Origin of the sequence: Mycobacterium sp. UM_CSW (assembly GCF_000455205.1) — a bacterium.
Taxonomy (GTDB): Bacteria; Actinomycetota; Actinomycetes; order Mycobacteriales; family Mycobacteriaceae; genus Mycobacterium.
In genome coordinates, this window is the sequence record NZ_AUWQ01000017.1 from 112,317 (window position 1) to 134,960 (window position 22,644).

The 22,644-nt window shown below is 68.9% G+C and carries 25 protein-coding genes; 10 read left to right on the forward strand and 15 right to left on the reverse strand.

Features of this window, described 5'->3' with window-relative positions:
• Positions 1-29: 29 nt before the first annotated feature.
• Entirely contained in the window at positions 30-698 is a 669-nt protein-coding gene (gene phoU / locus N415_RS07945; protein WP_068111090.1) for a phosphate signaling complex protein PhoU, read from the forward strand.
• On the opposite strand, the gene pstB is transcribed toward phoU, so the two are convergent.
• From pstB to N415_RS07975, 6 genes are all read right to left on the reverse strand, one after another.
• A complete protein-coding gene (gene pstB, locus N415_RS07950; RefSeq protein WP_068179224.1) occupies positions 695-1,471 on the reverse strand; it encodes a phosphate ABC transporter ATP-binding protein PstB in 777 nt (258 codons plus the stop codon). The two genes, phoU and pstB, sit on opposite strands and share 4 nt — an antisense overlap.
• Before the next feature lie 12 nt (positions 1,472-1,483).
• Positions 1,484-2,398 carry a phosphate ABC transporter permease PstA gene (gene pstA / locus N415_RS07955; protein WP_068179226.1) on the reverse strand — a complete coding sequence of 305 codons (915 nt, stop codon included), beginning with the start codon at positions 2,396-2,398 and terminating at the stop codon, positions 1,484-1,486.
• Positions 2,395-3,441 carry a phosphate ABC transporter permease subunit PstC gene (gene pstC, locus N415_RS07960; protein WP_068179421.1) on the reverse strand — a complete coding sequence of 349 codons (1,047 nt, stop codon included), beginning with the start codon at positions 3,439-3,441 and terminating at the stop codon, positions 2,395-2,397. The genes pstA and pstC overlap by 4 nt, the downstream gene beginning before the upstream one ends.
• A 44-nt stretch (positions 3,442-3,485) precedes the next feature.
• A complete protein-coding gene (gene pstS / locus N415_RS07965) occupies positions 3,486-4,610 on the reverse strand; it encodes a phosphate ABC transporter substrate-binding protein PstS (RefSeq protein ID WP_239645469.1) in 1,125 nt (374 codons plus the stop codon).
• Positions 4,611-4,768: 158 nt separating this feature from the next.
• A complete protein-coding gene (mshD, locus tag N415_RS07970; RefSeq protein ID WP_068179230.1) occupies positions 4,769-5,692 on the reverse strand; it encodes a mycothiol synthase in 924 nt (307 codons plus the stop codon).
• Entirely contained in the window at positions 5,689-6,465 is a 777-nt protein-coding gene (locus N415_RS07975) for a response regulator transcription factor (RefSeq protein ID WP_068179233.1), read from the reverse strand. The genes mshD and N415_RS07975 overlap by 4 nt, the downstream gene beginning before the upstream one ends.
• Positions 6,466-6,642: 177 nt before the next feature.
• Between N415_RS07975 and lmeA the strand changes: the two genes are divergently transcribed.
• From lmeA to N415_RS08005, 6 genes are all read left to right on the forward strand, one after another.
• On the forward strand, positions 6,643-7,455 hold the full coding sequence (lmeA, locus tag N415_RS07980) for a mannan chain length control protein LmeA (protein ID WP_068179425.1): 813 nt from the start codon (positions 6,643-6,645) through the stop codon (positions 7,453-7,455).
• A gap of 76 nt (positions 7,456-7,531) precedes the next feature.
• A complete protein-coding gene (locus N415_RS07985; RefSeq protein WP_068179245.1) occupies positions 7,532-7,960 on the forward strand; it encodes a thioredoxin family protein in 429 nt (142 codons plus the stop codon).
• Between the two features lie 224 nt (positions 7,961-8,184).
• A complete protein-coding gene (locus N415_RS07990; protein WP_068179247.1) occupies positions 8,185-8,649 on the forward strand; it encodes a DUF4395 domain-containing protein in 465 nt (154 codons plus the stop codon).
• A gap of 36 nt (positions 8,650-8,685) precedes the next feature.
• Positions 8,686-9,519, forward strand: coding sequence for a sulfurtransferase (locus tag N415_RS07995; RefSeq protein WP_068179250.1), 834 nt, complete (start codon positions 8,686-8,688; stop codon positions 9,517-9,519).
• Position 9,520: 1 nt separating this feature from the next.
• The gene (locus N415_RS08000) at positions 9,521-9,823 is read left to right on the forward strand and encodes a DUF1416 domain-containing protein (protein WP_068133665.1); all 303 of its coding nucleotides are present in this window, start codon (positions 9,521-9,523) and stop codon (positions 9,821-9,823) included.
• A gap of 196 nt (positions 9,824-10,019) precedes the next feature.
• Complete coding sequence (locus N415_RS08005; protein ID WP_068179252.1) at positions 10,020-10,688, forward strand: FABP family protein; 669 nt, start codon at positions 10,020-10,022, stop codon at positions 10,686-10,688.
• Between the two features lie 249 nt (positions 10,689-10,937).
• On the opposite strand, the gene N415_RS08010 is transcribed toward N415_RS08005, so the two are convergent.
• A complete protein-coding gene (locus N415_RS08010; protein WP_152531281.1) occupies positions 10,938-11,804 on the reverse strand; it encodes an aminodeoxychorismate lyase in 867 nt (288 codons plus the stop codon).
• 59 nt (positions 11,805-11,863) lie between these two features.
• Between N415_RS08010 and N415_RS08015 the strand changes: the two genes are divergently transcribed.
• The gene (locus N415_RS08015; RefSeq protein WP_068179258.1) at positions 11,864-12,958 is read left to right on the forward strand and encodes a folate-binding protein YgfZ; all 1,095 of its coding nucleotides are present in this window, start codon (positions 11,864-11,866) and stop codon (positions 12,956-12,958) included.
• A 147-nt stretch (positions 12,959-13,105) separates the two neighbouring features.
• Complete coding sequence (locus N415_RS30515) at positions 13,106-13,282, forward strand: DUF3073 domain-containing protein (RefSeq protein ID WP_081665113.1); 177 nt, start codon at positions 13,106-13,108, stop codon at positions 13,280-13,282.
• A gap of 49 nt (positions 13,283-13,331) precedes the next feature.
• Here N415_RS30515 and purM read toward each other — a convergent pair whose 3' ends face one another.
• The 6 genes from purM to N415_RS08045 all read right to left on the reverse strand — a co-directional run bounded on the left by purM (position 13,332) and on the right by N415_RS08045 (position 20,246).
• Complete coding sequence (purM, locus tag N415_RS08020) at positions 13,332-14,426, reverse strand: phosphoribosylformylglycinamidine cyclo-ligase (protein WP_068179261.1); 1,095 nt, start codon at positions 14,424-14,426, stop codon at positions 13,332-13,334.
• 60 nt (positions 14,427-14,486) lie between these two features.
• Positions 14,487-16,022, reverse strand: coding sequence for an amidophosphoribosyltransferase (purF, locus tag N415_RS08025; RefSeq protein WP_068179265.1), 1,536 nt, complete (start codon positions 16,020-16,022; stop codon positions 14,487-14,489).
• A 137-nt stretch (positions 16,023-16,159) separates the two neighbouring features.
• Positions 16,160-16,549, reverse strand: coding sequence for a sterol carrier family protein (locus N415_RS08030; protein ID WP_068179271.1), 390 nt, complete (start codon positions 16,547-16,549; stop codon positions 16,160-16,162).
• A 3-nt stretch (positions 16,550-16,552) separates the two neighbouring features.
• Complete coding sequence (locus N415_RS08035; RefSeq protein WP_193376420.1) at positions 16,553-17,167, reverse strand: CPBP family intramembrane glutamic endopeptidase; 615 nt, start codon at positions 17,165-17,167, stop codon at positions 16,553-16,555.
• Positions 17,155-19,440 (reverse strand): phosphoribosylformylglycinamidine synthase subunit PurL, encoded by a 2,286-nt coding sequence (gene purL / locus N415_RS08040; protein ID WP_068179277.1) that lies wholly within the window; start codon positions 19,438-19,440, stop codon positions 17,155-17,157. Before purL ends, N415_RS08035 begins: the two co-directional genes overlap by 13 nt.
• 17 nt (positions 19,441-19,457) lie before the next feature.
• On the reverse strand, positions 19,458-20,246 hold the full coding sequence (locus N415_RS08045; protein ID WP_068179281.1) for a helix-turn-helix transcriptional regulator: 789 nt from the start codon (positions 20,244-20,246) through the stop codon (positions 19,458-19,460).
• A 127-nt stretch (positions 20,247-20,373) separates the two neighbouring features.
• Between N415_RS08045 and N415_RS08050 the strand changes: the two genes are divergently transcribed.
• Entirely contained in the window at positions 20,374-20,769 is a 396-nt protein-coding gene (locus N415_RS08050; protein ID WP_068179283.1) for a nuclear transport factor 2 family protein, read from the forward strand.
• Between the two features lie 253 nt (positions 20,770-21,022).
• Here N415_RS08050 and N415_RS08055 read toward each other — a convergent pair whose 3' ends face one another.
• Together N415_RS08055 and N415_RS08060 are read right to left on the reverse strand one after the other, a co-directional pair.
• On the reverse strand, positions 21,023-21,370 hold the full coding sequence (locus tag N415_RS08055; RefSeq protein WP_068179286.1) for a VOC family protein: 348 nt from the start codon (positions 21,368-21,370) through the stop codon (positions 21,023-21,025).
• A gap of 14 nt (positions 21,371-21,384) precedes the next feature.
• The gene (locus N415_RS08060) at positions 21,385-22,641 is read right to left on the reverse strand and encodes a M18 family aminopeptidase (RefSeq protein WP_161630281.1); all 1,257 of its coding nucleotides are present in this window, start codon (positions 22,639-22,641) and stop codon (positions 21,385-21,387) included.
• Positions 22,642-22,644 lie beyond the last annotated feature (3 nt).

The following is a 22,644-nucleotide window of genomic DNA, read 5'->3' on the forward strand; positions in this document are numbered from 1 at the left end:
TCCGGCATCGAGAACGTAGGCTTGGCAGCATGCGGACGGCCTACCATGAGCAGCTCACTGAGTTATCCGAGCGCCTGGGCGAGATGTGCGGGCTTGCGGGTATCGCCATGGAGCAGGCCACCCAGGCGCTGCTGCAGGCGGATCTGGTGCTGGCCGAACAGGTGATTTCCGACCACGAGAAGATCGCGACGCTGAGCGCCCAGGCCGAGGAAAGCGCGTTCGTGCTGCTGGCGTTGCAGGCACCGGTCGCCGGCGATCTGCGGTCCATCGTCAGTGCCATCCAGATGGTGGCGGACATCGACCGGATGGGCGCGCTGGCCCTGCACGTGGCCAAAATCGCGCGCCGGCGCCATCCTCAGCACGCGCTGCCCGAAGAGGTCAACGGATACTTCGCCGAAATGGGTAGGGTCGCAGTCGAATTGGGCAACAACGCCCAAGAAGTGGTGTTGTCACGCGACCCGGAGAAGGCCGCCCGGATCCGTGAGGAAGACGACGCCATGGATGATCTGCACCGGCATTTGTTCTCGGTGCTGATGGACCGTGAATGGAAGTACGGCGTCGCCGCCGCCGTGGACGTGACGTTGCTGGGCCGCTTCTACGAGCGCTTCGCCGACCACGCCGTGGAAGTGGCGCGGCGGGTCATTTTCCAGGCGACCGGGCATCTTCCCGAGGACGAGACCAAACCGACTTCGCGCTAGCCGAAGCGGCCGGAGATGTAGTCCTCCGTCGCCTTCTGCGTCGGGTTGGAGAAAATCTTCTCGGTGTCGTCGACCTCGATGAGCTTGCCGGGCTTTCCGGTGGCTTCCAGGTTGAAGAACGCGGTCTGATCGCTTACCCGGGCGGCCTGCTGCATGTTGTGCGTCACGATGACGATGGTGTAGTCCTGCTTCAACTCGCTGATCAGTTCTTCGATGGCCAGCGTCGAGATCGGGTCCAGCGCGGAGCACGGCTCGTCCATGAGCAAAACATCGGGTTGCACGGCGATGGCGCGTGCGATGCACAGGCGCTGCTGCTGGCCGCCGGATAGCCCACCGCCGGGCCGGTCCAACCGATCCTTAACCTCTTCCCACAGGTTCGCCCCGCGCAGCGAGTGTTCGGCGGTCTCGTCGAGCAGCTTGCGATTGCGTACGCCTTGCAGCTTCAGGCCGGCGACGACGTTGTCCCGAATGGACATGGCGGGGAACGGATTCGGCCGCTGGAACACCATCCCGATCGCCCGGCGCACCCCGACCGGGTCGACGCCCGGGGCGTAGATGTCTTGATCGTCGAGCAGCACGCTGCCCTCGACACGCGCGCCGGGGATCACCTCATGCATCCGGTTCAGCGTGCGCAGCACGGTCGTCTTGCCGCAGCCCGACGAACCGATGAACGCGGTCACGCTGCGGGGCAGGATCGACATCGTCACATCGGCGACCGCCTTGAACGACCCGTAGTAGATGTTGATGGACTTAAGGTCCAACCGCTTGGCCACTAGTGCTCCTGCCTACGACTTCCTGGGGGCATAGAATTTCGCGATCACCCTGGCCCCGACATTGATGACCGCGATGACCAGAATGAGGGTTAGCGCCGCACCCCACAACCGATCCGTGGGTACCGGGTTGACGCCCGCGCCTGCCACGGTCTGGTCGTACATCATGCCGGGCAACGATCCCATGAATCCGTGGAAGATGTCGAAGTTCATCGACTGCGAATAACCGACGAGGATCAGCAGGGGCGCCGTCTCACCGAGCACCCTGGCCACCGCCAGCATTATTCCGGTGATGATGCCGGACAGCCCGGTGGGAATCACGACGCTGGCAATGGTTTTCCACTTCGGGATGCCCAGCGCGTAGCTGGCCTCCCGCAGATCCACCGGCACGATCCGCAGCATCTCCTCGGTGGCCCGCACGATCACCGGCAGCATCATCAGGACCAACGCCAGCGACACCGCGAATTGGGAGCGGGGCAGCCCCAGCGTCGACACCCACAGCGCGTAGATGAACAACGCCGCCACGATCGAGGGCACGCCGGACAGGATGTCGACCATGAACGAGGCCAGCCTGCCCAGTGGTGTGCTGCCCCCGTATTCGACCAGATAGATCGCCACCATGATGCCGATCGGCACCGAGATGAGGGCGCACACCAATCCCTGCAGCAGCGTTCCCACGATCGCGTGGTAGGCGCCACCGCCGGCGACGAACGCCGTCATGCCGGCCTGGGAATGCGTCCACCACGCGGTGGAGGCGATCACCTTGAGCCCCTTGGCGATTACGGAGCACAGCACCAACAGCAACGGGATCACGGCGATCACCATCGCCAGCGTCACCAACACCGTCGCGGTGTTGTCTGCGACCCGGCGGCGCCGGCCGAGGTCGGACAACGCCCGCGCCTTGAGCGGACGATCGAGCATCGAGGTCATCGGCGGCCCCTGCGGCTGCGGGCCCCGGCCGCGGCACCGCGGGCCAGGGTGTCGACCAGGAAGGTGAGCACGAACAGGACCAGCCCCGCCGCGATGTAGGCGCCGGCCTCGTACCGGTCGTCGAATTCCGCTGCCGCACCGGCGATCTTGGTCGCGAAGGTCGAACCGCCGTCGAACAGCGACCACCCGAATGCCGCCTGGGTGCCCCGCAAGATGATCAGCAGCGCGACCGTCTCGCCCAAAGCGCGGCCTAGGCCCAGCATCGCGCCACTGACGTATCCGGATCGCCCGAAGGGCAGCACGGTCGTCTTGACCACTTCCCACCGGGTGGCGCCAAGGGCCAGTGCCGCCTCGATCTCCTCGTGCGGTGTCTGGACGAACACTTCCCGGGTGACCGCGGTGATGATCGGCAAAATCATCACCGCCAACACGATCCCGCCCGTGAAAATGGTGCCGCCGCCCGCCACCGACGCGTTGCCGGTGGCGAACAGGAAACACCAACCGAGGCTGTGATTCAGCCAGTTGGCGACCGGTCGCAGCTGCGGCGCCAGGACGTACAGGCCCCACACGCCGTAGACGATCGAGGGAACCGCGGCGAGCAGATCGACCGCGTAGGACAGCGGACCGGCGACCCGCCGCGGCGCGTACTGCGTGATGAACAGGGCGACGCCCAAGGCGACCGGCATCGCCAGGACCAAGGCGAACACCGAGACGAACAGGGTCACCTGCAGCAGCTCGGGGATTCCGAAATGCATGGCCGACGTGTCGGTGGTGACCCAGCTACCGCCGTAGGTGAAGAAGTTCTCGTGGTTGCGCTTCAGCGCCGGGATCGCACGCAACAACAAGAACCCGCCGATGGCGGCGATCAGCACCACGATGAGAACGCCCGAACCCCTGGCGAGCCAACGGAATATCCGGTCCGCCATGCGCGGCTGGGCGCGTCCCCACGGGCTGATCGGCACGACGGGCGATTCCGGAAAGGGCGCAGCGACGACCGCGCCCGCACCCGCTGCGGAAGGGTTCGGGATCGAAGACTCTGTCACTGTGATCCCGTCACAGTCGTGCTGTCGCTCATTGCGCCCACCGGTCACTGCATGGCGTTGATCGCGGTAACCAATCGCCCCTTGACCTTATCGGTCAGCGGGACATAACCGGCGGACGCGAGGCCCTGCTGCCCGTTGGTCGCCGCCACGCCGAGGAACGATTTGATCGCCGCGGAGGTGGCCGGGTCGTAGCCCTTCGAGCAAACGATTTCGTAAGTCGCCAGCACCAGCGGGTAGGCGCCCGGCTGCTGGGCGGCGTACATCGGGTTCAGATCGAGCACCAGATCGTTGCCATCGGCCACGAAGCTGGCCGCCTGAATGGCCTTGTTGGCGGTGTCGCCGGTGAGCGGAACCACGCCGTTGCCGGTGTCGATCAGGGCATACGGCAAACCGGCCTGGTCGGCAAACCCCTTCTCGACGTACCCGATGGCACCGGGTGTGGACCGCACGGCCTGGATCACGCCGGCCGACTTCGCGGCCCCTTCACCGACGCCGCCCTGGAACTCGGTGCCCACGCCGCGGGTCCAGCTCTGCGGCGCGGCGGCCGTCAAATACTTCTGGACGTTGTCGGTCGTTCCCGACGAGTCCGACCGGTAGATCGGCACCACTTTGGTAGCGGGTAGCGCCACGCCGGGATTGAGCGCCGCGAGTATCGGGTCGTTCCAGACCGTGATCCGGCCGCTGAAGACCTTGGCCAGGGCGTCACTGCTGAGAACCAGGTTCGAAACGCCCGGCAGGTTGTACACCAGCGCGACCGGGCCGAAGACGAGCGGCAGGTCCCACGCCGGGTTTCCGTCGCAGCGCTTGGCGGCCGGGCCGATCTGGTCGGCGACCAGCGGGGAATCCGTTCCCGCGAAGTCGACGTGGCCCGCGATGAACTGCTCGCGGCCGGCGCCCGACCCGGTCGGGTTGTACGACAGGCCCTTGCCCGGGCAGTACTGTCCCCAGACCTGGTTGAACAGCGACATGGCGTTCTGCTGAGCGGTCGAGCCCTCCGCCGTCAACCCGTTCTTCCCGCCGCACCCCGCGGTACCGGTGGGTCCCGAGAGGGTGGTCGGCGAAGCGCCGCTGTGGTTGTCGTCGCTGTGGCAGGCGGTCAGGGCTCCACCACAAACGGCCAGCGCCAGCGCGACCCTCGCCAGCGCCCTCCCCTGCCTGTCGAGCCTCACCGATCTCGCTTTCTGACGCATTCCGGGACGCGTGCGGGCGCCGCCGGCCGCTTCCCCAAGGAGGTTGCCAAGCCACCGCGAAAATATGCGGCGACGAGACCCACAGAAGTCGGTAGAGATGAATGCAATGTGAACACTTCGCGTCCACACGGCTAGCGTCAGCCGGGCGCGGGCGCGTACGCGGTGTCGACGCTGTAGGTGGTGAACCCCAGGCGCTGGTAAGTCCGCACGGCGGCGACGTTGTCGGACTCCACGTAGAGCATCACGGTCGGCTCGGCCGAGCCGGACAGCCGGCCTGCCAGGTGCTGAATTCCGATGGCCGTCAGCGTCTGCCCCAGGCGCCGGCCCTGCGCCGCGGGGTCGACGCCGACGACGTAGACCTCCCCGAGGCCCGGCCGGTCAAGGTGGACCTTGGTCCAGTGGAAGCCGAGCAGCCTGCCCGCCTCGTCGCCATCGGGGGCGCCGAACGCCAGAAACAAACCGCCCGGGTCGAACCAGGGTTCGCTGCGCCGCTCTGCCAAGTCGGCTTCGGTCCACCCGCCCTGTTCGGGGTGGTAGGCGAACGCGGCGTTGTTGACGCGCAACAACTCGGCGTCGTCGGACGTGCCTCGGTAGGTACGGATCTGCACCCCGGGAACGGGCGGCACCGGGTCGCCGGCGCCACGCAGCGATCGTCGCATCTGGACCAGCTCGCGGACCGCGACGAGGCCGAGCGCCGACGCGGTCGCCCGGGCCGGCTCCAGGGTGCCGTGCGCCCAGAATTGGTTGCGCCCGGCGGTCTTGGCCACCGCCGCGCGCCCCATCGCCGCACCGATACCGCGCCGGCGCGCCTGTGGGTGCACCACCATTTCGGCCATACCCGCGCCGCCGTCGCGGGGCGGGCTGAGATTCAGATAGCCGTCGATCGGGCCCGGGTGGCCGCCGGTGAACAGCAGGTGCTCGGTGCGGTCGTGCCCGAGCTCGCGCAGCACCTGTTCGCCGACCGGCGCCACGCCGTCGAAATCGGTTGCCGCCGAGACGAGTTCGCGCACCTCCCGCTGCTCATCGGCGGTCAGAGCGGAGCGCCACTCCGGCGAGTTCACTGACTGCGCAGCGGGTCGCCCAGCGGGTGTTGCAGCTCCTCGGCGTCGGGCTCGGCGTCGTCGACGGCATCGACATCATCGGGTCCGGACAACGGCGCGCGACCGCGCGCCGGGCGGACGGCCTTGTAACCCACGTTGCGCACCGTGCCGATCAAGGCCTCGTACTCCGGGCCGAGTTTGGCCCGAAGCCGACGCACATGGACGTCGACCGTGCGGGTGCCACCGAAGAAGTCGTAACCCCACACTTCGTGCAGCAGTTGCGCCCGGGTGAACACCCGGCCCGCGTGCTGGGCCAGGTACTTGAGCAACTCGAACTCTTTGTAGGTCAGATCGAGGGGGCGGCCCCGCAGCCTCGCGGTGTAGGTGCCCTCGTCGATGACGAGCTCGCCGAGGCTGACCTTGCCGGCACTCTCCTGGTCGGCCAGCCCGCCGCGGCGGCCGACCACCAGCCGCAGCCGCGCGTCGATCTCGGCGGGCCCGGTGCTAGGCAGCAGGATCTCGTCGAGTCCCCAGTCGGCGCTCACGGCGACCAGGCCGCCTTCACTCACCACCGCCAGGACGGGGACCGACCGGCCCGCCGTGCTCAGCAGCCGGCACAGGCCGCGCGCCGACGACAGGTCGGTGCGCGCGTCGACGAGCACGGCGTCCGCGGTTCCGGCCTCCAGCAATGACGAGGGTTCTGGCGGCGCCGTCCGAATGGTGTGGGGAAGCAACGACAACGACGGCAGCACCGGATCGGGATGCAGCTCCGAGGTCAGCAGTAAAAGCTCCAAAAAGCCCCTCCAAATCGTGGGAAAGGCGTCTCCCAATTTCGATAACGCCACGACGCGTTGGTTGCCAGGTCATCTAACGATAACTTGCTACCTGCCATTTCGGTGCAGGGTGTGCGCCACTGTGAGGCCCGCCACCGGACGGTCCGCGGCACGGCGGCCATGGTATTACGCGACAATGTGCGCATGCGCAAGGTGCTGATCGGCGTCGGAGCGGCGGCCGTCGCCGTGGCGGTGATCGTGATCGGCGCCGTCGGCGTCGACTACGGAACCAGCATCTACGCCGAATACCGGCTGTCCACCAGTATGCGCAAGGTGGCGAATCTGGGGTCCGACCCGTTCGTCGCCATCGTGGCTTTTCCCTTCATCCCGCAGGCGCTGCGGCGGCACTACAGCCAGGTGGAGATCAAGGCCAACGCGATCGATCACGCGATGGTAGGCAAGGCCACCCTCGAGGCCACCATGTATTCGGTCGACCTGAGCTATGCGTCCTGGCTGATCAGGCCCGAGGCGAAGCTGCCGGTGGGGAGGCTGGAGAGCCGCATCATCGTCGACTCGATCCACCTGGGCCGCTACATGGGCATCACCGACCTGATGGTCGAGGCGCCGCCCAACGAAACCAACACCGCCACCGGCGGCGTCACCGCCTCGGGCATCTCCGACAGCCACGGACTGGTGTTCAGCGGCACCCCCAAATCGGCCGACTTCGATCACCGGGTCAGCGTCTCGGTCGACCTGTCCATCGCCCCCGACGACCCCGCGACGCTGGTGGTCACCCCCACCGGCGTCCTCACCGGGCCCGACACCGCCAACCAATCCGTTCCGGACGCCAAGCGGGACGCCGTCTTGCGCGCCTTCAGCACCAGGCTGCCCAATCAGCGGCTGCCGTTCGGCGTGGCGCCCACCTCGGAGGGCGCTCGCGGCTCCGACATCATCATCGAAGGCGTCACCCAGGGAGTAACCCTGACGCTCGACGGGTTTAAGCAGTCATGATGATGCGCGCCGACGACGATGCAGAGCGAAGCGATGAGGTGGGGGCACCTCCCGCTTGCGGGGGAGAGTGGCGCATATGAGCACCGTGATCGTCGCGCTCGTGGCGGCCCTCCTGGTGGCAAGCCTCGCTGGATGGTTGCTTACGCGCCGCTCGGGACACGTCCGCGAGGTCGCCTCTGATCAAAGCGCCGAGCCCGACACCGCGGACCTGGGCCTTTCCCGCAGCGGGCCCACCATCGTGCATTTCAGCGCGGCGTGGTGCGGGCCCTGTGATCGGGTCCGCCGGGTGGTGCATCAGCTCTGCGAGGACATGGGCGACGCGGGATCTCCCATCGCGCACCTTGAGATCGACCTGGACGCCGATCCGGCGACGGCCCGGCGGTTTTCGGTGCTGTCCCTGCCCACCACGCTGATCTTCGACGCCAACGGGCAACAGCGATACCGGGCCTCCGGGGTCCCGAAGGCCGCCGACCTGCGCTCGGTGCTGCAGCCGCTGTTGGCTTGAGCGCGGCGTCATTGGGTAAGCTTGCCGACGTGTCAGCCCGCCTCGAGCCCATGCTCACCATGCGTCGCACAGTCGATCTGTGCCGCATCGCGGGTTGTTGTTGTTGCTGTAGCTGCTGAGTAGCAGCGCCCCGCGCGCACTCGGAGCAGCTTCGGAGCCCCTACCGAGGCTTTCCAAGGCGCGCCTCCCCCTTTCCGCGCAACAAGATTTCTAGGAGTAATCCCGTGCCGAGCAACAAGACCGCCGTCGAGCCGGACCGCGTGGACGTCCGCGGACCCCGGTTTACGGCCTGGGTCACCACCGCGGTCTTGGTCGTCGCCCTCACCGTTTCGGCCGCCAGCCCCCTGGCGGCCGCGGTCATTCTGGCGGCGCAGGCCGTGATCTTTGCGATCGGCGCCGTCGGCGGCCCGCGCCGGCATCCCTATGGCCGGGTGTTCGCCACCGTCGTTGCGCCCCGGCTGGGGCCGGTCACCGAACGCGAACCGGTCGCGCCACTGAAGTTCGCGCAACTCGTCGGCTTGATCTTCGCGGTCGTCGGGGCGGCGGGATTCGCCGCCGGCGCCTTCCTGGTCGGGGTCATCGCCACCGCGTTCGCGCTGGTTGCCGCCTTCCTGAACGCCGCCTTCGGCATCTGCCTGGGCTGCCAGCTCTACCCCCTGGTCGCGCGCCTGCGGCCGACCCCCTCCTAGCCCCATTCATCAGCAGCAACCGAAAGGAATCCATCCATGGCACGCTCCGACGTCCTGGTCTCCGCAGACTGGGCCCAGAGCAATCTCGACGCCGAGAACGTCGTCTTCGTGGAAGTGGACGAGGACACCAGCGCGTACGACACCGGCCACATCCCGGGAGCGGTCAGGCTGGACTGGCGCACCGATTTGCAGGATCCGGTCAAACGTGACTTCGTCGACGCGCAGCAATTCTCGAAGCTGCTGTCCGACCGCGGCATCGCCAACGACGACACCGTGATCCTCTATGGCGGCAACAACAACTGGTTCGCCGCCTACGCCTACTGGTATTTCAAGCTCTACGGCCACGAGAAGGTCAAGCTGCTTGATGGCGGCCGCAAGAAGTGGGAACTCGACCGGCGCCCGCTGTCCACCGACCTGGTCAACCGGCCGGCGACGTCGTACACCGCGGCCCCGCCGGACAACACCATCCGGGCCTTCCGCGACGAGGTCATCGCGGCGATCAACGTCAAGAACCTCGTCGACGTGCGCTCCCCCGACGAGTTCTCGGGCAAGATCCTCGCGCCGGCGCACCTGCCCCAGGAGCAAAGCCAGCGGCCGGGCCACGTCCCGGGCGCGATCAACGTCCCGTGGAGCAAGGCCGCCAACGAGGACGGCACCTTCAAGTCCGACGAGGAGCTGGCCAAGCTGTACGCCGACGCCGGCCTGGATGGAACGAAGGAAACCATCGCGTACTGCCGAATCGGGGAACGCTCGTCGCACACCTGGTTCGTGCTGCGGGAATTACTCGGCCATAAAAACGTCAAGAACTACGACGGCAGTTGGACGGAATACGGCTCCCTGGTGGGTGCCCCGATCGAGTTGGGAAGCTGATATGTGCTCTGGACCGAAGCAAGGACTGACGTTGCCCGCCAGCGTCGATCTGGAGAAGGAAACGGTCATCACCGGACGGGTCGTGGACGGCGACGGTCAGGCGGTGGGTGGCGCATTCGTCCGCCTGCTGGACTCCTCGGACGAGTTCACGGCCGAGGTTGTCGCGTCGGCCACCGGTGACTTCCGGTTCTTCGCGGCACCGGGGTCCTGGACGCTGCGCGCGCTTTCCCCCGTCGGCAACGGCGACGCCGTGGTCGCACCGTCGGGCGCCGGCATTCACGAGGTCGACGTCAAGATCGCCTGACGGACCGGCCGGTCCCCGGGGATCCGCGGGACGAATAGACTCGTCCTCGTGGTGCTCTTCTTCGAGATCATGCTGGTCGTCGCAGTCGTGGTCATTTCATGGTTCGCGCTGTACACCCTCTACCGGCTCATCACTGACGAGTCGTGACCCGCGCCGGCGACGATGCAGCGCGCAGCGATGGTGAGGAGCGGCGCGCTTGAGCTCCGAAGACCCTGACGGCCCAGTCGTTTCCGGCGGCTCGGGCGACCGCGCCGTCGCGGCCGCCGCCGAACGCGCCAAGCTGACCGCGGCCCGCAACATTCCCGGCTTCGACGACCTGCCGGTCCCCGCCGACACCGCGAATCTGCGCGAAGGGGCGAACCTCAACGACGCGCTGCTGGCGCTGCTGCCGCTGGTCGGAGTGTGGCGCGGCGAGGGCGAGGGCCGCGGACCCGACGGGGATTACCGGTTCGGCCAGCAGATCGTGGTCTCGCACGACGGCGGCGACTATCTGAATTGGGAAGCCCGGTCCTGGCGGCTCAACGAGGCGGGTGGGTACCGCGAACCGGGCCTGCGCGAGACGGGCTTCTGGCGCTTCGTCAGCGATCCCGACGACGATCCCACCGAGTCGCAGGCGATCGAGTTGTTGTTGGCCCATTCGGCCGGGTACATCGAGTTGTTCTACGGGCGGCCCCGCACGCAGTCGTCGTGGGAGCTGGTGACCGACGCGCTGGCCCGCAGCCGGTCGGGACTGCTGGTCGGTGGCGCCAAGCGGCTCTACGGCATCGTCGAAGGCGGCGACCTGGCCTACGTCGAGGAGCGGGTGGACGCCGACGGCGGCCTGGTGCCCCATCTTTCGGCGCGGCTGTCGCGGTTCGCCGGATAGTTCCATGCGAGGTCCGGACATGGAGCGGCCCCCGAGCAAAGCTCCTGGTTGGACTGACCGGAAGCTCGGGGGCCGGGTGGCTACGGGGAATTCGCCAGCGCGCGTTGATCGCCGACTCTTCCGAGCCAATGCAGCTAGCGCGTAGCCACCTCACATGTCCATGAAGCTATCAATTTCGCGGACCACCTCCCTTCCTGTGTACGGCCGACCGTACCTGGGATTGCGCTAGCCGACAACCGAATTCAGCGCTCAGCGATCGCTGACGATGGCCGCGTCGACCAGCTCTGCGAATTCGGTGGCGATCGGGGACCGGAGCAGTCGCCGGCCATCAAGCGTGTGCACCCGAGCCGCCAGGGTCATGCTCGACACCAGCCAAATGCCTTGGGCGGCATGCAAGTCCGCGACCCGCAGCGCCCGGTAGTCGCAGTCGTAGCCCTTGGCCCGGGCCACCTCGAAGAGCGCCTGTTGCGTGGTGCCCCGCAGGATCGGATACCAAGGCGGCGGTGTCAGCAGGCACGGGTTCCCGTCCGCGCCCGGTTCGGCGGCGATGACGACCGTCGAGCGCGGGCCTTCCAGGATGTAGCCGTCGGAGCTGATGAAGATGACGTCGCCAGCACCGTGGCGGGCGGCGTGCCGCAGGGCGGCCATGTTGACCGCGTACGACAGCGTCTTGGCCCCGGCCAGCAGCCAGGGCATGGCGTCGGCACCGCGGGCCGGCAGTCCGCGATCCAGCGTCATAGCGGCGAGCCCGTCGCGGCGAACCGCGGTCACCCTTTCGGGGACGGGGTTCACCATCACGTACGCGGTCGGAGCCGATCCGCCCTCGCGGCCGCGCGTGTAGATCAGGCGCATCGCACCTTCGTCGGAGGTGCCCGCGGCCCACCGGCGCGCCGCCTCGTCGATGGCAGTGCGCCAGGCGGCGAGGTCCGGCTCAGGCAGGTCCATCATCTTGGCGGACTGCGTCAGGCGCTGCAGATGGGAGCCCACCAGGCAGGCACGGCCGTCGCGCACCAGCAGCGTCTCGAAGATTCCGTCGCCGCGAACCGCGGCCAGGTCGTCGGCGTGCAGCAGCGGCGCCCCCGGCGGATGGGCCTCGCCGTCCAGCGTGAGGATCACACCCGTCTGGTCAGCCATGAGGGGTAAGCCTAGCCGCGAGGGTCCGTAGAGTTTGAGGGGTGAACGCCGTCCCCGCACCCGATCCCGGACCCGACGCCGGCGCGGTCTGGCATTACGGCGATCCGCTGGGCGAGCAGCGGGCGGCCGAGGCCGACGCGGTGTTGGTCGACCGCTCGCACCGCGCGGTCCTCACCCTGACCGGAAAAGACCGGCAGACCTGGCTGCACACCATCTCCAGCCAGCACGTCAGCGAACTCCCCGAGGGCGCCAGCACGCAAAACCTCAGCCTCGACGGCCAGGGGCGCGTCGAGGACCACTGGATTCAGACCGAGCTGGGCGGCACGACCTACCTCGACACCGAACCGTGGCGGGGTGAGCCGCTGCTGGACTACCTGCGCAAGATGGTGTTCTGGTCCGAGGTCACCCCGAGCGGCGCGGATCTGGCGGTGCTGTCGCTGCTGGGCCCGCGATTGGCCGACCGGGCGGTGCTCGACGCGCTGGGCGTGGACGCCTTGCCCGACGAGCCGACCGCCGTTCCGGTCCCCGGCGGCGGCTTCGCGCGACGGATGCCGGGCGCCCCGGCAGGCCAGATCGAATTGGACGTGCTGGTTCCGCGCGGCGAGGCCGCCGGCTGGCGCGACCGCCTGACGCGGGCCGGCGTGCGCGCGGCCGGGGTATGGGCCTACGAGGCCCACCGGGTGGCGGCACTGCGGCCGCGCCTCGGTGTCGACACCGACGAGCGCACGATCCCGCACGAGGTGGGGTGGATCGGCGGTCCCGGCGAGGGGGCCGTACACCTGGACAAGGGCTGCTATCGCGGGCAGGAGACCGTCGCGCGGGTGCACAACCTGGGCAAACCGCCGCGGATGCTGGTGTTGTTGCACCTCGACGGCTCGGTGGAGCGACCCTCCACCGGGGACTCGGTGCTCGCCGGCGGTCGCGCCGTCGGACGGCTCGGAACCGTCGTCGAGCACGTCGACCTTGGGCCGGTGGCACTGGCACTCGTCAAGCGCGGCCTGCCCGCGGACACGCAACTGACGACCGGCGCGCAGGGCGACGTCGCCGCGGCAATCGACGCCGATTCCCTGCCCGCCACCGAACACGTCGGCGCGGGACGGCGAGCCGTTGAACGGTTGCGGGGCGGTGCGGGATAATCCTCGATGAGGTCCGCCACAGCGGACAGGGGTCACCGACACCCGACCGTGAGGCACGGTAAACTGTCGGCAGGACAATAACGACACCAAGAGATCGGAGCCGCCTACTCGTTAGGCCGCTCCGTTATTGCGCGAGGGGGTTCCCCCATGGGCCGCGGCCGGGCTAAGGCAAAGCAGACCAAGGTTGCACGAGAGCTCAAATACAGTTCTCCGCAGACCGATTTCCAGCGGCTACAGCAGGAGCTGTCGGGCACGACCGCCGAAGAACCCGGCGACGACGGCCAAGACGAATCTTGGGACGACCCCGACGACTGGCGTCGCTGAACCTCTCGCCACCACTGTGCCGATGCTCTGAGCGTCGGCACAGTTTCTATCAGAACCGCGGGTGTTGCCCGACCAGTGTGGCCCGCGGGCCGTCTTTTCCGCCTTTGCCGACGGTGCCCAGCACCCAGCAGTTCAGATGCCGCGCGGTCAGGATGGCCAGGGCCCGGTCTTGGTCTTCGGGAGCGACGACCGCGATCATGCCGACGCCCATGTTGAACGTCTTCTCCATCTCCTCGCGGGCCACCCGGCCGCGCTGGGCGATCATCGCGAACACCGGCGCGGGCGTCCAGGTGCCGCGGTCGACCTCGGCGACCAGCCCGGGCGGGATGACGCGTTGCAGGTTGCCGGCCAGCCCGCCGCCCGTCACGTGGCAGAACGTCCGGACATGGGTCTCGGCGGTCAGCGCCAGGCAGTCTTTGGCGTAGATCCGGGTCGGTTCCAGCAGCTCTTCACCGAGGGTGCGGCCGAACTCCTCGACGTAGCCGGCCAGGTTCATCCGGTCGATCTCGAGCAGGACGCTGCGGGCCAGCGAGTAGCCGTTGGAATGCAGGCCGGAGGAGCCCATCGCGATGATGACGTCGCCGGGCTTGACGCGGTCGGCGCCGAGGACGTCGTCGGCTTCGACGACACCGATGCCGGTGGCCGAGATGTCGTAGTGGTCGGGTTCCATCAGGCCGGGATGTTCGGCGGTTTCGCCGCCCAGCAGCGCGCAGCCCGCGCGCACACAGCCCTCGGCGATGCCGCTGACGATCGCGCTGAGGCGTTCCGGGACCGTCCGGCCGACGGCGATGTAGTCCTGCAGGAAAAGCGGTTCGGCGCCGCACACCACGAGATCGTCGACCACCATGGCGACCAGGTCGAGGCCGACGGTGTCGTGCTTGTCCATCGCCTGGGCGACCGCCAGTTTGGTGCCGACGCCGTCCGTGGAGGCCGCCAGGACCGGCTCGCGGTAGTCGCCGCGCAGGGCGAACAGCCCGGCGAACCCGCCCAGCCCGCCGCGCACCTCGGGGCGGGTAGCCTTGGTGGCCAACGGCTTGAACAACGCGACGGCGCGCTCACCGGCTTCAATGTCCACCCCGGCCGCCGCGTAGGTGATGCCCTGGCTGCCCGGGTTTCGTCCGGGACTTTTTCCGGGATCCGTCATCGCGATAAAGGCTACCGGGCGGCGCTTCGCGCCGGAATCAAACGTCCTTGAAGCACCGGCTCAGCGCACGATCGGCACTTCATCGGGTGCCAGATCATCGAGCGCGGCTCCGCGCGCGGCGTTGGCGAGCATGTGCTCGATGACGTTCTTGCCCAGCGCGGATTCCTCGGGCAGTTCGATCGGGTACTTGCCGTCGAAGCAAGCGGTGCACAGCCGCGACGCCGGCTGCTCGGAGGCCGCGACGAGGCCGCGCAGCGAGATGTAGCCCAGCGTGTCGGCGCCGATGGCGTGCCGTACCGCCTCGAGCATCTCCTCTTTGTCTTGCACGGCGTTGGCGATCAACTCGGCCGGCGACGGGAAGTCGATGCCGTAGAAGCACGGCCACTTCACCGGCGGCGACGCGATGCGCACGTGCACCTCGAGGGCGCCGGCCTCGCGCAGCATGCGCAACAGCGCTCGCTGGGTGTTCCCCCGCACGATCGAATCGTCGACGACGATGAGCCGCTTGCCGCGGATCACCTCTTTGAGCGGGTTGAGCTTCAGCCGGATGCCGAGCTGGCGGATGGTCTGCGACGGCTGGATGAACGTGCGCCCGACGTAGGCGTTCTTCATCAGGCCCTGCCCGTACGGAATGCCGGATTCCTGGGCGTACCCGACCGCGGCCGGGGTGCCCGACTCCGGCACCCCGATCACCAGGTCGGCCTCAACCGGGCATTCGCGCGCCAGCCGGCGGCCGATGTCGACCCGGGTCGCGTGCACGGAGCGGCCGGCGAGCGTGCTGTCGGGGCGCGCGAGGTAGACGTATTCGAAGACGCAGCCCTTGGGCTCGGGGTTGGCGAACCGGGTGGAGCGCACGCCGTCGGCGTCGATGGCCAGCAGCTCGCCGGGCTCGATGTCGCGGACGAACGAGGCGCCGACGATGTCGAGGGCGGCCGTTTCCGACGCCACCACCCAGCCGCGGTCGAGGCGTCCGAGCGAAAGCGGCCGCACGCCATAGGGATCGCGGCACGCATACAGCGTGTTTTCGTCCATGAACGTCAGGCAGAACGCCCCGCGCACGGTCGGCAGCAGCTCCAGCGCCGCCTGTTCCAGTGTGGAGTCGGCGGCGCCGTGGGCCAGCAGCGCGCCCAGGATGTCGGAGTCCGTCGTCGCCGGGGCGGGGTATCGGGTGCCCATCAAGCCCTCGTCGCGGGCGCGCGCGGCAAGTTCAGCGGTGTTGACCAGATTTCCGTTGTGCCCCAACGCAACCCCGGTGCCGGCCGCGGTGTTGCGGAACACCGGCTGGGCGTTTTCCCACGTGGTGTCGCCCGTGGTGGAGTACCGGCAGTGTCCGATGGCGACGTGACCCTGCATCGCCGCCAGCGTCTGCTCGTCGAACACCTGGCTGACCAGGCCGAGGTCCTTGAACACCAGCACCTGAGATCCGTCGGCGACGGCGATGCCCGCGGCTTCCTGGCCGCGATGCTGCAGCGCGTACAGGCCGTAATAGGTGAGTTTGGCGACGTCCTCGCCCGGGGCCCAGACCCCGAAGACGCCGCATTCTTCACGGGGGGAGTTCAAGTCCTGCTCGGATGCTTCTACTCCAGCGACGGTCACGGTTCGGCGGCTCCCTGGCGAACGATTGGTGACGCCTAGGAGTCTACGGGCAGCACGGGCTCCCCGACGAATCCGACGGGCGTGTTGGGCGGCGAAAATGCTGAATACAACTCTAAACCTGCAGTTCAGGGTTGTATTCAGCTGACACCGAACAGGGGCAACCAGTGGCCAATTTCACCCGCCCGAGAGCCGGATAGCGTCACGCCCCCGGTGGCTTTCGCCTCGTCCAGCGGCAAAAGGCCGGTCGCCAGCCGCAGCCAGGTCCGCGGATCGGTCTCCACCACGTTCGGCGGCGTGCCGCGGGTGTGCCGGGGTCCGGCGATGCACTGGACCGCCGCGAACGGCGGGATCCGGACCTCGACGCTGGCGCCCGGCGCCACCGCGGCGAGAGTCCGGGCGGTGAGCCGCACCGCGGTCGCGAGGGCGTTGCGGTCGGGCGCCGGGCGGGTCTCGTCGCGCAGCCAGTCCAGCACGGCCAGCACCGCCTCCCGGGCCTGGGCCGGGTCGGCGCTTTGACGGGCGGGCATACCTCAGCGTTGCACGGCCACCGCGGCGATCGCACCGGCCTCGTTGACGGCCAGGTGGGTCAGCATCGGCGCGGCGAGGCTGCCGGATCGGTCGGCCAGCCAGCCGAACAACCAGCCCGCTGTCCCGGTCACCAGCACGGTAGCCGCCACCGGCGCACCCGTTGCTCGCGCGTCCGGGATGTGCGAGAGCCCAAAAGTGGTGGCCTGCAACAACCTTCCGCCACGCTGGCCGAACGCGCGGGAGCCCACAGCGGCCAGCGCGGCGCGGAACGCGGCCTCCTCGGCCCAGACGGTGCCGACGGGAATGTTCAGCAGCAGCCAACCCGGCACCGAGACCGGCAAATCGCGGGCCGCCATCGAGGCCCGCACCATGGGCAGCGCGGTCGTCGCGGCGATCGCGCCCGCCGCGACCGCCCCGGCGGCCGAGCCGAGCCGCATCCCCGCCCACAGCCGCGGCGGGCGCAGCCCCGGTATCGCGCGGGTCACCCCCACCAGCAGCAAGCCCACGCCGGCCTGCAGGGTGACGCGCCACGCCGTCGGCAGTCGCGGGCTGAGGAAGCCCCAGCCGACGAGCGCCGCCGCCAACGACAGCGCGCGAAGCCGGCCTACCCGAAGAATCGCGGCAGCACCGCCTCGGACGTCTCGCGCAGTTCGGCCAGCGACACCGTGAACAGGCCCTGAACCTCGACGGCGTCCGAGGCCTGATCGACGACGCCGATGCGCGTCACGGGCAGGCCCCGCGCCTCGCACATCGACCGGAATCGGCTCTCCTCGGTTCGCGGGACCGCGACCAACACCCGGCCGGCTGACTCGGAGAACAACATCACGAACGGATCGGCGTCGTCGGGAAGCACGATGCGGCAACCGGTTTCACCCGCCAGCGCGGATTCCACGATGGCCTGGGCGAGGCCGCCCTCGGAGAGGTCGTGCGCCGCGGACACCAGCCCGTCGCGCGACGCCGACGTCAGCACCTCGGCCAGGAGCTTTTCGCGCGCCAGGTCCACCGCGGGCGGCAACCCACCGAGGTGGTCGGCGGTCACCTGCGCCCACACCGAACCGTCGAACTCGTCGCGGGTGTCGCCCAGCAGCAGCAGGGTCTCCCCCGGCTCGGCGCCCAGGCCGGTCGGGATTCGCCGCGCCACGTCGTCGATCACGCCAAGTACGCCGACCACCGGCGTGGGCAGGATCGCCGCCGACCCGGTCTGGTTGTAGAAGCTGACGTTGCCGCCGGTTACCGGAATCCCAAGGGCCGCACAGCCATCCGCGAGGCCGCGGACGGCCTGCGAGAACTGCCACATCACCCCGGGGTCCTCGGGGGAACCGAAGTTCAGGCAGTTGGTCACCGCCACCGGAGTCGCGCCCGTGACGGCGACGTTGCGGTACGCCTCGGCCAGCGCGAGTTGGGCGCCGGCGTAGGGATCCAGCAGCGTGTAGCGGCCCGACGCGTCGGTGGACACCGCGATGCCCCGCCCGGTCGACTCGTCGACGCGCAGCACGCCGCCATCGGCGTGCTCGGCGAGCACCGTGTTGCCGCGCACGTAACGGTCGTACTGCTCGGTGATGAACGCGCGGCTGCACAGGTGCGGACTGCCAAGCAGCGCAAGCAAAGTCGCGCGTAGCTCGTCGCCGGTGGCCGGCCGGGGCAGGCCCGTCGAACGGTCCGCGTTCAGCGCGTCCTGCGATTCGGGGCGCTCGACGGGACGCTGATACACCGGGCCCTCGTGGGCCACGGTGCGCGGGGGCACGTCGACGACCGTCTCCCCGCCCCAGGTGATCCGCAACCGGTCGCCGTCGGTGACCTCGCCGATGACGGTGGCCAGCACCTCCCACTTGCGGCACACCGCCATGAAGGCGTCGACGTTCTCCGGCGCGACCACCGCGCACATGCGCTCCTGCGACTCGCTGCACAGAATCTCGGCGGGCGTCATCTCCTTGGCCCGCAGCGGAACATTGTCGAGCTGGATCGCCATCCCGCCGTCCCCGGCCGAGGCCAATTCCGATGTGGCACAGGACAATCCGGCGCCGCCGAGATCCTGGATGCCGATCACCAGTCCGCCCGCGTAGAGCTCGAGGCAGCACTCGATGAGCACCTTTTCCATGAACGGGTCGCCCACCTGAACCGACGGCAGCTTCTTGCGCGAATTTTCGGCGTCGAACGTGTCCGAGGCCAGCACTGACACCCCGCCGATGCCGTCCAGCCCGGTGCGCGCGCCGAACAGGATGATCTTGTTGCCCGCACCCGATGCGAACGCCAAATGCAGGTCCTCTTGGCGCAGTACGCCGATGCACATTGCGTTGACCAACGGGTTGCCCGCGTAGCACGCGTCGAACACGGTCTCGCCGCCGATGTTGGGCAGGCCGAGCGAGTTGCCGTAGCCGCCGATGCCGCGGACCACACCGTCGACGACGCGGCGGGTGTCGGGCGCGTCGGCGGCGCCGAACCGAAGCTGATCCATCACGGCGACCGGGCGCGCGCCCATGGCCATGATGTCGCGGACGATGCCGCCCACGCCGGTGGCCGCGCCCTGGTAGGGCTCGACGTAGGACGGGTGGTTGTGCGACTCCACCTTGAAGGTGACGGCCCAGCCGTCGCCGATGTCGACGACGCCGGCGTTCTCGCCGATGCCGGCCAGCATGCCGGCGCGCATCTCGTCGGTGGTGGTCTCACCGAAGTAGCGCAGGTGGACCTTCGACGATTTGTACGAGCAGTGCTCGCTCCACATCACCGAGTACATCGCCAGCTCGGTATCGGTGGGCCGGCGGCCCAGGATCTCGCGGATCCGCTGGTATTCGTCGTCTTTGAGGCCGAGTTCGTGAAACGGTTGCGGCTGGTCAGGGGTGGTCGCGGCGTGTTCGACGGTGTCGATGACCTGGGTGCGCGCGGTTGTCACGGGAACAGTCTAGAGAGCTAGTCGCCGCGGAGCAGGCGGGCGCTTTCGGCGTCGGCCGGATAGAACAGCTCGACGGCGAGCTCGGCGAGGGTGACGTCGAGCGGGGTCCCGAAGGTGGTGAGCGTCGTAAACATCGACAGCCGTTGTCCGCCACCGGCATCGAGCTCGAACGGCACGAGCAGTGCCGCGTTGTCCTGGGGCGAGCTCCACGCCCTGGCGGCCGACGCGACTCCCGGGTATCCGCGCACCTCCTCGTCGATCGCCCGCAATGCCGGGTCGCCGGTGAGCGCGATGGTGCGCCGCAGCTGGTGCAACAGGTAGCCGGCCCATTCGGGGAAGTTCAGGGTCCGCGCGGCCAGCCCGTCGGGGTGCAGGGACAACCGGTACACGTTGGCCGGCGGCCCGCGCAGGTCGTCGGGCAGACCAGCGGTCAGGGCGGACGCCGCGGCGTTGGCCCCGACGATGTTCCAGCAGCGGTCGATGACGATGCCCGGGTAGGGGTCGTGTGCGTCCAGCAGGCGCTGCACCGCGTCGCGCGCCGGGGAGAGCGCGCCGTCCTCGAGCGGGCGCGACTGGTAGCGCGGGGCGAACCCGGCGGCGAGCAGCAGCGTGTTGCGCTCGCGCAGCGGAATGTCGAGCCCCTCGGCGAGGGCGAGCACCATCTCGGGGCTGGGCCGGGCGCGTCCCGTCTCGATGAAGCTCAGGTGCCGCGCCGACACCCCCACGCTGAGCGACAGGTCGAGCTGGCTCACCCGTCGGCGCGCCCGCCAGTCGCGCAACAGGACACCCACCGTCGCCTGGCTCACGAAGCCACGGTAACCACGCGCGGGTACCCGTCGCGATGACCTCGGAGGTAATTGTGCCGCCGCATGCGTCCCGCCCAGGCTTGAGACGACGCGCTCGACAGGGAGCGCCCGAGTCAAGGAGGAAACGATGACCGACGTCCAATCCGCCCCGAAGTTCAGCGCCGAGGTGTTCGCCGCGTACTGGGCCGCGCCCACCATGTCGCGCGGCTTCGACATCCTGGCCGACGACATCGTCGGCTACTGGCCGGGCGACGCCGAGCCGGTCCGCGGCATCGAGGCATATACGGCGAAGATCGGCGAATTGCTGGACGCTGCACCGGATTTGACGCTCGACGTGGTGGACAGCGCGACGGTTCCCGGCGCCGCCGAGGGCGAGGAGCTGGTGTTCTTGCACTATGTGGGTCGGGGCACCGGCCCGGATGGGCCGTTCCAGATCCGGGGGATCGACCGGGTGCGCACTCGCGACGGGATCGTCGTGGAGAACGTCATCCGCTACGACCCGCTGATCCTCAACCAGGGCTGAGCGCCGGGGCTGTGCCTCGACGCTCGAGTGTGCGCTTACGGCTTTCGGTGTGAACCCTGGGGCGGCGATTCGACGCTTTCCCGCCCAGGCTTCACAATTAAAGCCCAGGCTTCACACTCAGCGGGGCGACCGACCGCCGCCTCGTCTGCGAGCGCTCAGTGCGCGCTCACGGCTTCCGGTGTGAACCCTGGGCGGCGATCCAGCGATTTTTGCGCCCAGGCTTCACAATCAAAGCCCAGGCGCACCCTCAGCGCTACTGCTTGACGATGCAGAAGGCGTTGCCCTCGGGGTCGGCCAGCACCACCCATCGGAAGGTGTCGCCGAATTGGTGCCGGCCGACCTCGGTGGCCCCGGCCGCCGTCAGCCGCGCCACCTCGCCGTCGACGTCGGCCGCGCTCAGGTCGAGGTGCACCCGGTTCTTTCCCGGCGTCGGATCGGGCACCTTCTGAAACCCGAGCCGCAGCCCCTCCGGGAACGTCACCGCGGTGAACTCGTCGGCGAGGATGACGTGTGTCTTGCCGCCGAACTGCTCGGCCCACCAGCCGGCCAGCCCCGCCGGATCGCCGCAGTCGAACGTCACCATTTCCACGTTTAGCGCCATGGCCGGATCGTAGGTCAGCGGGGCGACAGAAAAGCTTGCAGTGCCGCCGAATAGGCCGCCACGTCGTGCGCGCCCATCAGTTCCCGCGCGGAGTGCATCGCGAGCTGCGGGGCGCCGACGTCGACGGTCGGGATGCCGGTGCGGGCGGAGGCCAGCGGGCCGATCGTCGAACCGCAGGGCAGGTCGGCGCGGTGCTCGTAACGCTGCAACTGAACCCCGGCCTGCCGGCAGGCAAGCTCGAAGGCCGCGGCGGTGCGCCCGTCGGTGGCGTACCGCAGATTCGGGTGCACCTTGAGCACCGGTCCGGCGTTGACGTCGATCAGGTGGCCGGGCTCGTGCCGCTCCGGGTAGTTGGGGTGGGTGGCGTGGGCCATGTCGGCCGAGGCCAGCAGTGACGCCGGCAGCCGGCGCAGGAAGTCTTCGCGGGTGCCGCCGGCCGCGAGCACGATCCGTTCCAGGAAGGTGCTGAGCAGGTTGGACTGCGCGCCGCGATCGGAGGTCGATCCAACCTCTTCGTGATCGAAGAGCACCAGCACCGGCACGAAGTCGCTCGGCTCGGCGGCGACCAACGCCTCCGTTCCCGCGTAGCAGCTGGCCTGGTTGTCCAGCCGGGGCGCGCTGATGAGGCTGGCGTCGGCGCCGATCACCGTCGACGGCGTCAGGTCGTGTGTCATCAGGTCGGCGCTCAGCACATCCGTCGCCGCCACCCCGGCCCGCTCGGCGACGTAGTCGAGGAACGAACCCCGTTGTTCCCCAACGCCCCAGACCGCGTTGACGTGTCGCTGCGGGTCCAGCGTCACCGACTTACGATCCTCGGCCAGGTGGATCGCCAGCTGCGGCACCCGCAGGATCGGGTCGTCGATCCGGACCAGCCGCTGGCCCACCCGGGCACCGTCCCGCACCGATAGCCGCCCGCTGATGCCCAGGTCTCGGTCCAGCCAGGAATTGAGCCAGGCGCCGCCGTACGGCTCGAGCGCCACCACCCGCCACCCGGCGACCAGCCGGTCGGGGCGCTGCTTGACCCGCAGGTTGGGACTATCGGTGTGCGCGCCGACGATCCGGAACGGCCCGTCGGGTCCGCTGGAGTTCCAGGCGACGAGCGAGCCGGCCCGCACCACGAAGTAGCGGCCCGGTCGGTCCGGCCAGCGGTCGGTTTCGTCGAGTTCGGCGTAGCCGGCCTCGACCAGCCGAGCGGCCACCGTCGCGCAGGCGTGAAACGGCGACGGTGATGCGTCGATGAATTCGCAGAGGCCTGCGGCGCTGGCCGGCATGGT

Bases quoted from the DNA above. Each gene is read 5' to 3' on its own strand.
- phoU (WP_068111090.1), top strand. From the start codon at position 30: ATGCGGACGGCCTACCATGAGCAGCTCACTGAGTTATCCGAGCGCCTG.
- N415_RS07995 (WP_068179250.1), top strand. From the start codon at position 8,686: ATGGCACGCTCCGACGTCCTGGTCTCCGCAGACTGGGCCCAGAGCAAT.
- N415_RS07985 (WP_068179245.1), top strand. From the start codon at position 7,532: ATGAGCACCGTGATCGTCGCGCTCGTGGCGGCCCTCCTGGTGGCAAGC.
- N415_RS08050 (WP_068179283.1), top strand. From the start codon at position 20,374: ATGACCGACGTCCAATCCGCCCCGAAGTTCAGCGCCGAGGTGTTCGCC.
- N415_RS08030 (WP_068179271.1), bottom strand. From the start codon at position 16,549: ATGCCCGCCCGTCAAAGCGCCGACCCGGCCCAGGCCCGGGAGGCGGTG.
- pstA (WP_068179226.1), bottom strand. From the start codon at position 2,398: ATGACCTCGATGCTCGATCGTCCGCTCAAGGCGCGGGCGTTGTCCGAC.
- N415_RS08000 (WP_068133665.1), top strand. From the start codon at position 9,521: ATGTGCTCTGGACCGAAGCAAGGACTGACGTTGCCCGCCAGCGTCGAT.
- N415_RS08055 (WP_068179286.1), bottom strand. From the start codon at position 21,370: ATGGCGCTAAACGTGGAAATGGTGACGTTCGACTGCGGCGATCCGGCG.
- purM (WP_068179261.1), bottom strand. From the start codon at position 14,426: ATGACGGATCCCGGAAAAAGTCCCGGACGAAACCCGGGCAGCCAGGGC.
- N415_RS08060 (WP_161630281.1), bottom strand. From the start codon at position 22,641: ATGCCGGCCAGCGCCGCAGGCCTCTGCGAATTCATCGACGCATCACCG.
- N415_RS30515 (WP_081665113.1), top strand. From the start codon at position 13,106: ATGGGCCGCGGCCGGGCTAAGGCAAAGCAGACCAAGGTTGCACGAGAG.